10 protein-coding genes and 1 pseudogene are annotated in these 12,294 nt (G+C 33.5%); 2 read left to right on the forward strand and 9 right to left on the reverse strand.

Annotated features, from left to right (window positions below; translation table 11 throughout):
* Nucleotides 1-47: 47 nt before the first annotated feature.
* The 5 genes and pseudogenes from ahlS to ACP7BT_RS09245 form a co-directional block, all read right to left on the reverse strand.
* The gene (ahlS, locus tag ACP7BT_RS09225) at nucleotides 48-896 is read right to left on the reverse strand and encodes an AhlS family quorum-quenching N-acyl homoserine lactonase (RefSeq protein WP_041079459.1); all 849 of its coding nucleotides are present in this window, start codon (nucleotides 894-896) and stop codon (nucleotides 48-50) included.
* A gap of 245 nt (nucleotides 897-1,141) precedes the next feature.
* Nucleotides 1,142-1,888, reverse strand: a complete 747-nt coding sequence (gene nagB, locus ACP7BT_RS09230; protein WP_037537547.1) for a glucosamine-6-phosphate deaminase — start codon at nucleotides 1,886-1,888, stop codon at nucleotides 1,142-1,144.
* 51 nt (nucleotides 1,889-1,939) lie between these two features.
* Nucleotides 1,940-3,475: pseudogene (locus ACP7BT_RS09235) on the reverse strand (PTS transporter subunit EIIC).
* Nucleotides 3,476-3,930: 455 nt separating this feature from the next.
* Complete coding sequence (gene argF, locus ACP7BT_RS09240; RefSeq protein WP_181877808.1) at nucleotides 3,931-4,998, reverse strand: ornithine carbamoyltransferase; 1,068 nt, start codon at nucleotides 4,996-4,998, stop codon at nucleotides 3,931-3,933.
* A gap of 595 nt (nucleotides 4,999-5,593) precedes the next feature.
* On the reverse strand, nucleotides 5,594-6,847 hold the full coding sequence (locus tag ACP7BT_RS09245) for an MFS transporter (protein ID WP_041079468.1): 1,254 nt from the start codon (nucleotides 6,845-6,847) through the stop codon (nucleotides 5,594-5,596).
* Nucleotides 6,848-7,239: 392 nt separating this feature from the next.
* Between ACP7BT_RS09245 and ACP7BT_RS09250 the strand changes: the two genes are divergently transcribed.
* Entirely contained in the window at nucleotides 7,240-8,829 is a 1,590-nt protein-coding gene (locus tag ACP7BT_RS09250; RefSeq protein WP_041079470.1) for an L-lactate permease, read from the forward strand.
* A 241-nt stretch (nucleotides 8,830-9,070) separates the two neighbouring features.
* Nucleotides 9,071-9,730, forward strand: coding sequence for a glyoxalase/bleomycin resistance/dioxygenase family protein (locus ACP7BT_RS09255; RefSeq protein ID WP_037537545.1), 660 nt, complete (start codon nucleotides 9,071-9,073; stop codon nucleotides 9,728-9,730).
* Between the two features lie 97 nt (nucleotides 9,731-9,827).
* Here the strand turns inward: ACP7BT_RS09255 and ACP7BT_RS09260 are convergent, their stop codons facing one another.
* The 4 genes from ACP7BT_RS09260 to ACP7BT_RS09275 all read right to left on the reverse strand — a co-directional run bounded on the left by ACP7BT_RS09260 (nucleotide 9,828) and on the right by ACP7BT_RS09275 (nucleotide 12,285).
* Entirely contained in the window at nucleotides 9,828-10,367 is a 540-nt protein-coding gene (locus tag ACP7BT_RS09260; RefSeq protein ID WP_041079472.1) for a hypothetical protein, read from the reverse strand.
* 4 nt (nucleotides 10,368-10,371) lie between these two features.
* Nucleotides 10,372-10,956, reverse strand: coding sequence for a TetR/AcrR family transcriptional regulator (locus ACP7BT_RS09265; RefSeq protein WP_041079474.1), 585 nt, complete (start codon nucleotides 10,954-10,956; stop codon nucleotides 10,372-10,374).
* A 166-nt stretch (nucleotides 10,957-11,122) separates the two neighbouring features.
* Entirely contained in the window at nucleotides 11,123-11,662 is a 540-nt protein-coding gene (ssuE, locus tag ACP7BT_RS09270) for an NADPH-dependent FMN reductase (protein ID WP_041079476.1), read from the reverse strand.
* A 230-nt stretch (nucleotides 11,663-11,892) separates the two neighbouring features.
* Nucleotides 11,893-12,285 (reverse strand): DUF1398 family protein, encoded by a 393-nt coding sequence (locus ACP7BT_RS09275; RefSeq protein WP_041079478.1) that lies wholly within the window; start codon nucleotides 12,283-12,285, stop codon nucleotides 11,893-11,895.
* Nucleotides 12,286-12,294: the final 9 nt, after the last annotated feature.

Raw genomic sequence — 12,294 nt, forward strand, 5'->3', positions numbered from 1 at the left:
CTCCTCATTCACTGTAGTGATTTAAAGATAATTTGATAAAATAGCAATTATTCATAATAACCTTCCGTTGATTTTCTAAATCCTTCGAATTGTTCGCCATCATGTCCAAACCAAATTTGAGCATTTTTTTCTTTTGCTAATCTTTGAATTTTCTCCACAGATTTCGTCCATCCAATAGAATCATATAAAATACCTGGTGGCTTCAATGTATCTTCTATACTTTCCTTGGTGTATATTGCGTCCGATGCTAATATAATCGTTCCTAATTCAGCACTCTCAATCTCTAGACCAATGATGCCCCATGCATGACCACTACCATAATTTAAAATTCGAACCCCATCTACTAGTTTCAAATTATCTTCTTCTTTTTTAATCGTTCTCCATTTCAGATTATTTTTCACCCAAGCATCTATATCTGCCCAAATATAAGCCCCTTCTTGTTGGTTTCGTGCATATGTTTTCATTGCACCACTTAATTCATCATCATGGACAATTATAGTTGCATTCGTAAAATATTCTAAACACCCTGCATGATCCAAATGTAAATGTGAAGCAATAACAAAATCGACTTCTTTAGGATCTACATTAATTTGCTCGAGTCTATTAGGTAAATGACAAGCTTCATCAGCAAAGTACGGAAAAGCTTTTTGTGTTGCACTTATCCATCTCCCACTATCTCCCATAGCGTTCGGATTACAAGCTGTATCAAAAAGGATTTTAGCATCTGGGTGATCTATAAACACAGTATATATAGGGAATTCATGCATCTCGTTATTGGCGTTAGGGTCATCTAATGTTGCTTGATTGGAATTAGCAATCATCAAATTCTTATCCATCTTCATGCGTCCGTTATCCAAAACATAGACTTTCATACGTTCTTTTTTCACATTAACCATAACTACACACCCCTTTTAAAATTGTATAATTACATTATAATTGCAAACGTTTACAAAAATCAATTTTTAAATTATTATTTCATTTAAGATTTATACTTTATGTATTTCATTAAAAACGATACAGACTCATTTTTGATTCATTAAAAATAGTATTTAATTATTACAAGACATAAAAATGCGCCCTCCAAAGTTGTCATTTTTAGAATGTCTACTTTGAAGGACGCATATGATTATTTATATCTCACTTACAATGTTCCATCTTCTATGAGTGAAGTAAAAATTTCATCATCAATAATAACTTCTACATTAGGATGTTTGTGCAAAATAGAAGCTGGCAATGCTTCTGATACTTCGCCTTCTAACAAAGCTTTTATTGCTTGCTGTTTATTTTTACCAAATGCTAACAATATGATCCGTTTTGCTTTCATAATAGACGACAATCCCATAGAAATCGCTTGCTTAGGTACGTCTTCTATATTTTCAAAATGTTGACTATTCGCATTAATGGTTGAAGGTGTTAAATCAACAACTCTCGTTACACTTTCAAAAGATGAATATGGCTCATTGAAGCCAATATGCCCATTTTCACCAATGCCTAATATTTGGATATCAGCTGAACCGATTTCACCTAAACGCTGTTCATAAAGTTCACTTTCTAATTCAATATTAGGCGCATCACCTACAGGCAAATAAATATTTTTATTATTCCATGTTTGATTATGATTAAATAAGTGCGCATTCATATAAACATGATAACTTTGATTATGTTCTGCAGATAAACCTACATATTCATCTAAATTAAACGTTACGACATTGGATAGATCTATTTGATTCACATTTAATAACGCTGCTAACGTTTTATAAACTTCGATCATGGTATTACCAGTGGCTAAACCTAATACAGCATTAGGTTTGGAGATAACCTGTTTCAGTATTTCTGTTGCTACGTATTGGCTTCCAATCGTACGATTTTTTAAGTTGATTACATTCATCATCTCACCAAAACTTTCTATAATCTTTTAATCATCCTCTAATTGAATACCTTACTTATCATTTTCTAAAAGTTCTTCTACTTCGTTTTTAATGGTAGTAACATGTGGCCCATAGATAACTTGTACACCGTTCCCTTTTTGAATCACGCCACGTGCTTCTGTAGAAGTTAGCATTGTTTTATCGACAGCTTTATCACTGTTTAACGTTACTCTCAATCTAGTTGCACAACAATCAACGACATCGATATTTTCTTTTCCACCCAGCGCTTGAATAATCATTTTAGCACGATCAGTTGCTTCAACTGTTTCTGTTACACCTTCGTCTTCACGACCAGGCGTTTTAAAATTAAATTTCGTAATGAGGTATCTAAATATGACGTAATATAGCACAAACCAAACGATGCCAATTGGAATGACCCATAAGAAATTCGTCTTTTCATTACCTTGTAGTACACCAAACAATAAATAATCAATGAAACCGCCACTAAATGTTTGTCCCACAGTGATATTGAAAATGTCAGCCATCATAAATGCTAGTCCATCTGAAACGGCATGGATTACGTATAGCATTGGTGCAACAAATAAGAAACTGAATTCTAAAGGCTCTGTAATACCTGTTAAGAACGATGTTAATGCTGCAGATAACATTAAACCACCGACTACTTTTTTACGTTCAGGCTTCGCCGTGTGATAAATTGCTAATGCTGAACCGCAAAGTCCAAACATCATTGTGATAAATCTTCCAGACATATAACGTGAAACGCCTGAGAAATATTTAGTTACATCAGGATTACCTAGCTGTGCAAAAATATATTTTGCGTTCCTTGAACCATGTGCCCTTTAACTTCTAAAGAACCTCCCAGTGCGGTTTGCCAAAACGGTAAGTAGAAAATATGATGCAAACCAAATGGTCCTAATAACCTCAATATAAAACCAAAGAAAAACGTACCAATAACCCCTGTTTTATCTACTAGACCACCGACACCAAATATCCATCCTTGTACCGTTGGCCAAATAAAGAACATAACCACACCTAGCACTATTGAAGAAACTGCAATGATGATAGGTACAAAGCGTGACCCACCGAAGAAACCTAAATACGCAGGCAGTGATATTTTATGAAATTTATTATGTAACAAAGCTGTCATAATACCGGTGATAATACCTCCAAATACACCTGTTTCTACAGTTTGTATTCCCAATACCATACTTTGACCTTCTTCTGCTAAGTTGCCTTTCGCCAATGTATCTGTGATCGTCAACAAACCATTCATTGATGCATTCATAATTAAAAACCCAAGCATTGCTGCTAGACCAGCCGTGCCTTTTATCACTTTTTGCTAAACCTAATACCACACCCACCGCGAAAATAACCGGTAAATTTTGAAAAACGATATTTCCTGCTGCTGACATTAAAATAAATATATTTTGCAAGAGCGCAATATCCAATACTGGATAGGCTTTGATTGTATTCGGATTACTCAACGCACCACCAATACCTAACAATAAACCAGCTGCTGGTAAAATAGCTATTGGTAACATAAATGATTTCCCAAATTGTTGTGCTTTTTCAAACAACTTACTCATATGCTATAACCTCCTAATTAACATCAATATACAGTCAAAGAAAATATTAATCAATACAATAGAACAATATGAAAAATATTTTCATAAAGTGTTATCATTATCTATTATATGCATCTATTAAGTTATCCATATGTTGTCCAAATTCATTTTAGATATATACTTTTAACTTCCTTCATTTCAACGAAAGTCACACCTTAACTTCATTTTTAAATTTGAAGATAAAAAAACAACCAACAAATTAAATTTGTTGATTGTTTACAAGTAGAAACGTCGATCTATTTCATAATAAAATGCTAACACTATCTATGCATTAAATTAAGTGGGCCTTGACATGTTCAATTCAGTCATCTACTGACTAATCGTAGGAAAAGAGTGTAAGACATTTCTTTTTGTCCCAGGCTCCATCCTTTTTATAGTAGCATTACAAAATCTCTTCATAATACTTAACATCTAATTTAAAAAATATCACCCAGTGTTACAGCCATAATTGCTTTAATAGAGTGTAATCTATTTTCTGATTGGTCAAAAATGACAGCATGTTCACCTTTAAATACGTCATCTGAAATTTCCATTTCAGTTAAGCCGTACGTTTCGTAAATTTGTTGTCCTACTTGTGTATTTACATCATGAAATGCAGGTAAGCAATGTAATACGATAACATCTGGATTCATTGTGTTGATCAGCATCTCTTTGTTCACTTGATAAGGTAATAATTGATTGATACGCGGTTCTAATACCGATTGATCTTCACCCATTGAAAACCAAACATCTGTGTATATTGCATCTGTTTGATAGATCGCTTGTTGAATATCATCTGTAATCAATATATCGCTCGATGATTCAGCAGCATATTTTTGTGCCATAACTTGAATATCTTCATCCGGTTGTAATGCTTTTGGTGCGGCTACATGTATGTTCACACCTAAAATTGCACCCGTAATAAGTAAATCATGAGCTACGTTATTTCTAGCATCACCGACATAAGTCAATGTTTTTCCTTGTAATGTTCCCCAGTGTTCTTTTAATGTGAAAAAATCTGCAATCATTTGAGTTGGGTGCCATTCATTAGTGAGCCCATTCCATACTGGTACACCTGCATTTTTAGCAAGTGCTTCTACATCTTTCTGATAATGACCTCTAAATTCAATACCATCATACATTCTACCTAGAACTTTGGCAGTATCTTCTGCGGATTCTTTAACTCCTAAATGAATATCACCTTGCCCAAAGTATTCAGGATAAGCGCCTAAATCATATGCTGCTACACTAAATGCTGAACGCGTTCTAGTAGAAGGTTTTTCAAATAAGAATGCCAAATTTTTCCCTTTTAAATACGGGTGTGGAATACCACGCTTTTTCTTTTCTTTTAATTCACCAGTAAAATCAATTAAAGTATGTAACTCATCTGCTGAAAAATCACATGTCTTCAAAAAGTCTTTACCCTTGAATAATGCTAGCTTGTTTAATGCTGTTGTGTACGCCCCATTTTCATCACTCCAATGTTTTATAAGATTTATATACATAATAAAGGTATTTAAATGATATTTCAAGTATATTTATACTAAAAAATGAATATTATTTAATTTTATGTACATTGACAGCTTTTTCCAATTTTAAAAAAAGTTAAAGTCTCTTAAACAATAACGTCGAAAATCTCGTCATTTAAGCATTGAAAATATCTGAAAATAAACAGTTGTGAACTTTAAATTTCAAGTTATGCGTTACATATCTTTTATTATCAAAATGGTTGTATATTGGGAATGTAATCATTTATCTCACGGAGGTGAATTATTATGTTTAAAGATATTGTAGCTGTAATTAAACAAATCGTAGCACAATTTGTTTCAGGCGGTTTCCAAGAAAAATAAAGCCTTTATTTCCACTCCACCTCAAAAAATTCCATAATCACCCTTTTAATCAGAAATGAATTTTCGAATCAGTCGTTGATCGTCAATTTCATTCAAAGCCTATGAGATACCCCCTTATATTTCATAGGCTTTTTTATAAATTTCGTTATATTTCAATATCTATTCAATTTATTTAATTATTACCTATGAAAAAAGACCATGACATCTATAGATATCACGGCCTTGTTCATTATATGTTATCCATCGTATTTTAAGTTGCTTCTTTTTCGTTCAAAATACCACGCTCTTCTGGTGTTTTTAAAAAACGAGTCATAATCGCACTTGCTACATAAAGTCCAAATATAAGATACATCATACCTTGTACGCCAATACTATCGTAGAATAAAGCGACTAATCCAGGTCCAGCAAACACACACAAACCTGCTCCTAAGTTCAATATAGCCATTGCCGGACCTTTATCACCATCATGCACTAGTGAAGGCACAAGTGCTGATATAGGAACGAATCCAGCTAAACACATTCCCCATAAAAATCCTACTGTTCCGATAATGAACACATTCCCTGTAAATATTTCAGGTATAAAATACAAGCCTAAAGTAAATACAGCACAACCAACGCCTCCGATATAAGATATTGTATTTTTCCAACCAATCTTGTCGCTTAATGCGCCAAATATAAGATTGAAAATAATATTTGCAATAAAAATCGTACCCCAAATATTTAACCACGTCGTCGTTGCGATACCTTTCGTAGATAAATATATTGGAAGGAACAACGGAAATGCATATTGTGCAGCTTGATTAATAATTCTTACAATACAAGCAACCGCTACGCGAGGTTCTCGTTTTAAAATTGTAATACCAGCGCCCATCTCTTTCAAATGGGTTTTAAAACCATTCCCTTTATTCTCTATTTCAAATTTATCACGATTTACAAATACTGCTAAAAATGTTCCAACAATCACCCATAAAATCGCAGTCCATAAGGTGAATATATGACCAAATATTTGAATCGCCATCGAAGAATAAAATGAACCCAGTACACTCAAACCTCCTGTAAATACAAACCAAAACCATCCTACTGCTGCACCTAAACGTTTCTGTGGAGAACGATATGCTACCCAAACTAAAAATGAATAGGCAAATAATGGATACCCAAAACCTCTAATCGCATACGATGGTATCATTAGTCCATAATTCATGGATGGAAGTGCTAAGCCTACAAATATCATGTGACCAATAATATACAATAGCGTTCCCAATAACATTACTTTTCGTGGACCAATAATCTCTACTAATACACCTGAAAACCAAGATCCAATAGCAATCGTTACACCATAACAAGTAGTTAATATAGCAGTTTGATGCACAGATAGGCCATGATCATGTAAGTATGGACTAATCCAGGCTAGCTCCAAGCCATCCCCCATCATAAAAATGAGTACACCAATATACCCCCATAATAGTGTCGGTGGCATGCCCATTTTAGCTAACTTTTTATTCATTCATAACACCCCTATATCTATAAATTTTCATTCCTATGTTATTTCAAATAATATGCGCTTTCTTTAAAACCCTATGCATTCATTTATTCCAATCAAAAGAAAACGCTTTCATTTATTTCTATTATCTTATTTCATTTTTTCTATTATCGCAAATTTATTTTCGTTTCTTTTCGTTTCTTTGTTTTAATTACTATTAAAAACTGTGTTTACAATTTTAAATTTCCTACAAACGTTTTCACTCTTAAAGTATGTTTTTAAAAATAAATGTCATTTTTAAATGAAATAATTTATTTATTGGAATTTGAATTTTTACATGAATGCGTTTACAATGAATAATATTTAATCATCATATGACTAGATGATTGTTATTTTTACTTAGGGGGATTTTTTAAATGATGTTATTTGTTGCTTTTAGTGCTGTCATTGTGCCTTTTATTTTTTTAGTATTACTACGTATGTCTGCACTAAAGGGTATGATCATTAGTGCGTTCATTGTCACATTCTTGGGCATCTTTGTTTGGGGAATGCAAGGGCATGTCATATTGGCCTCAATGCTTCAAGGTACTCATAAAACTCTTACCATTCTCTATATTTTATTTGGTGCGCTTGTGTTACTTAATACTTTGCGACAAACTGGTGCAGTCACACGTATTAATGAAGGATTCAAAAAAATATCAGGAGATATGCGTGTTCAAGTTATTATTGTGGCTTTTTTATTTGGCTCATTGATTGAAGGTGCATCTGGATTTGGCACACCTGCAATGGTCACAGCACCGCTCATGGTAGCACTAGGTATCAGACCGATGATAGCTGTTGTTACCGCTTTGATTGCTGATAGCGTTGCTGTTTCATTTGGTGCCGTGGGAACACCTGTATTGGTCGGTTTAAGTACATTAAATGACGCAGATAGTTCACTGTTTCAAGCTACAGCTGAACGTATTACAACATTAGATTTACTAAGTGGTATTTTTATACCTATTATATTAATTGCTACTTTGATTATTTTCTTTGGCAAAACAAACAAACTCAAATCTATTGTTGAAATGATTCCATGGCTAGCCTGTATTGGTTTCATCTATGTCGCTTCTTCATTTGCCTATGCCTTTCTATTCGGTTCTGAATTCGTTGCAATTCTCGGTTCACTCACAGGACTTATCGTAGCCGTAGTCACAGCAAGTAAAGGTTGGCTACTCCCTAAAAATGAATGGAAAGACGGTTTTGATGACAGTTATGCACCCACAAAATCAGAACATGACATGCCATTATTAACTGCTTGGGCACCCTATTTAATGGTCGTTATATTATTATTACTGACAAGAACTGTACCACTGATTAAAGATTTCACTACACAAGTGTTAGATTTATCTTGGAATCAAATTCTAGGCTTTGAAACAATTTCATCTGATTGGGAATTTCTTTATTCACCAGGCACTATCTTACTACTTTCTGCTTTATTCGCCATCCTAATACAGAGAAAATCGTTCAAAGATCTATCGCAAGCAAGCGTAGAATCGCTAAATACGATTAAAACCACTGGAATAACATTAGTAGCTACACTTGTGATGGTGCATGTGTTTATCAATTCTGGAATCAATACAAGTGATTTAATCAGCATGCCAGAATATATTGCTGAGAATATGTCTAAATACTTAGGACCTATTTGGCTATTCGTAGCACCTTTCTTAGGCGCATTAGGCTCCTTTATTACAGGAAGTGCAACCGTTTCTACATTGACATTTTCACCTATTCAATTAAATATTGCTCAATCCATTGGCGCAGAACCTTATACCGTCTTGGCTGCACAAATTATTGGTGCAGCAGCTGGTAACATGATTTGCGTACACAATGTCGTAGCTGTATGTGCTGTAGTGAATATGCCAGGAAAAGAAGGCAGTGTAATTAGAAAAACACTCGGCCCAGCATTACTATACTGTCTCTTAGTTGGTTTAAGTGCTTATATCATTACCTCAATATTCTTTTAATCTATAAATGTATTTTTAAAAGGACTAAACCCTTACTGTTGGGCTTAGTCCTTTTATTTAACTTCATAAATACTTTATTATAATTTAATAATTGCTTTTGATGATAATTTAGAATCTGCAGCAATTTCAAAACATTTAGGTTATATAAATTCTTAATATTATCATCTTTATTATTATTTTGATAAAGTACTATTAAAATACTTTTTAAAATATGGTTACTACGTGGGGATGGGATATACATATGAAATTTGAAAGTATAACGTTATGTACTTCAGAATTAGAAGAAACGCTACAATTTTATGAGGAAACTTTGGAATGTCCTGTAGAAGTTATTAATCAAGATACTTTCATTGTTCAAATTGGTGAAACACAATTGCAATTTTGTAGGTCTGAAGAAGTTGTTCAACCTTATTATCACTTTGCAATTGATATTCCATACAATCATTTTTATGACATGAAAGAGCATTATCAAAATATATTATTTTTATTGATGGAAGACGGGCACCATACAACTTATTTTGAATCATTTGTCGCACACGCTGTATACTTTAATGATCCATCTGGAAACATCGTGGAATTGATTGCAAGAGTATCCAACATTACAGATGAACCTGAATTTTCTAGAATCAGTGAAATCGGCTTTGTATGTAATGAGACAAATGCTATTTACCAAGCTTTATCGGATTATAAAATCGAAACATTTGAACACGCTCATTTTGAACCTTATGCGTTAAACTTTCTAGGCGATACATCCGATGAAAGCTATATACTACTCACACCTGAAGATAGACGCTGGTCATTTTCTGAGAAACATTCCATTGCGTATCCAATTGATATTAAGACGGAAACATTCCACTTATCGTATGATACGCGTCATCAATGGCACTTAAAGCCATCTTAAATTATTCAAAAATAGTAAATATAAACGTGGAACAGAAATCCAATTTTCTCTAAAAATTAAATTTCTGTTCCACTATTTTTATATCATCCGTTATACTTTATACTTTTTTAGGCCTGGGCCAAATAAAGTAGCTCAGTGTGATTAATAAATCAATCCCTAATATAACTGTCCAAATTTTAATAACATGATAAAGCGCTGCTACACTATCGCATTGTCCTACAATATTTATAATTAACCACAATAGACCTGTTCCAATCAAATAGGCTAAAACATGTCTTAACCAACTTACAAAATAAGCTTTTGCATAAGCAATACCCGTTTTCTTTTCAGGTAAATTTCCTTCCTTTAAAACATAGTATTTAAAACGTTCGTCTGCCCATTGAATCATTTGTTTTCCAAATGCAATTGAAACGCCAATATATACTGCTGCTATGCCATGAGGAACCGTTGCTTTGGCACCATTTAATAAATCTACACTCATCGTAATAATTAAAATCAAATCAATTACAGGCGTCATTGCAAGTAAAATCAAACCAACTTGTTTCATGCGTAAGACATATCTTGAAATCAAACCTAAAATAATGACAATCCAAAATAATAATTCAGCTGCAATAAGTATCATTAATACCCCGTTCATTATATTACCTCCTTAACCAGGATTTCACTTCGCTCTCTATTAAATGTTCAATATCTTCATTTATCATCTGCTCGGGATTTAACAATTTATGTAATGCTAATCCATCCAATAATGCATGCATTTTCATTATTGCTACATATTGATTTAACGATGTGTCGAGTAAGTCATGTTCTTCTAAAAATGACATCGATGCTTTTACTAAAGTAAAGATTTCATTCCCCATGGAATCTTTACCTACTTCATGTAACTCATATTGAAAGGCCAACCAGACCTCCATATCCGCATATCGTTCTTCATCAAGCGGCATAGCTTTCAACATCGCCTGTATGACTTTATCAAGCGGGCTTAGACTTCCGTCGTTATATACCGCTTTAATTCTTCCTCTAACTTTACTATCTACTTCGACCGATACTGCTTTTAACAAATCATGATGGTTTGGATAATAATAACGTATTTGTCCTGGTGTCATTCGTGCTAACTTTGCAATATTTCTAACTGTAGCACCCTTAGCGCCATTGCTTACGATAGATTGCCATGCATACTGTATAATTTGCTGCTTCTTTTTCTCGTGATCTACTACTTTGGGCATATATCAGAACTCCCTTTTTAATACAATTGTATTAATTAAAAACTAAAAAAATAGCCTTTAAAACTTATTTTATTTACTTTAACATATTTTAATACACCTGTGTTAAAACAAAGCATTTTTAAAGACGTATCGCAATTATTTAGATACGCCTTTAAATCAATATCTTTTATTCTATTACTTGCGCTTTATCACTGACAAACTTTTTTAAAGTTTTATTTAAGCCATCTTTCGCTTCTTGATCATAACCATAAGTACCGTCTTCATTAGATGTAATATGTTTGTCTAAAATAAATCTACCTTTATGAATTGTATCTGCACCCAATTCTTTTATAACTGGATCTAAGCTATATTGAATCGCTAATACATGTGCAAATGTACCACCTAATGCGAGCGGGAGGACTGTTTTACCTGTAAATGCGCCACGTGGCAGTAAATCTAAATATGTCTTCACGATGCCTGAATACGCTGCTTTAAATACAGGTGAAACGATAATTATCCCATCAGCTTCTTCAATTTTTTTATGTGTTTCATTAATTGATTCATTTGAAAAGTCAGCGGTAATCAATGCTTCAGCGTCTAATTGATGTACATGTATGACATCTGTCTCAATGCCTTCATCATTTAAATATTTTTCAGCATATTTTACTACACCTGTTAACCTAGACTGAATCTTATTACCACCTGCGATAATTGCTACACTTGCCATACTTATTGTCCCCTTTCATTGTTAAACACGATATATCTATATGAAGCACTTTAGGGTCATTGTTCGACTCGCAACTTTTCCCCTAAACAACCCACGTTTAATTAATAATTAAGCTTTAATCTTGCCACTTTATAATCTTTCTACACTCTCTACCGTATCATCAATTATAAATGCTGTCATAGTATACGTCTTAAATACCTTATCTTTTTACTCGTATTTATAAACACATATCAAGATTGAGGTATATTTTCTGTAATGACAACCTGATTTTCCTTGTCTATATAGGCACATGTGCCAGCGATAATATCAATATGCCACTTATAAATGCCCGCTCGTGCCATTTCATCGCAAAACTTTGGAAAATCCGTTTCACCTGATTGATGACGCTGCAATATATCTTTTACCAACGCAAGGTGTGTCTGTTGTGCAATGGGTACAGCTACTTTAACACTTTCATCCGTAATTTCAGCTCCATCCTGATGAATATAAGATGTTTCACCTTGTTCTATATTCACTGTATTAACAATGATTCCCATATCTTTAAAAGCTTTAAACAATTTCGGAAAATCTACGCCTGTATATTGTTGGTGTGCTTGATGAATTTTATTTAATGATAACGTCATAATCGTACC

It is taken from the genome of Staphylococcus sp. Y174-1 (genome assembly GCF_049897865.1).
Classification (GTDB): domain Bacteria; phylum Bacillota; class Bacilli; order Staphylococcales; family Staphylococcaceae; genus Staphylococcus; species Staphylococcus saprophyticus.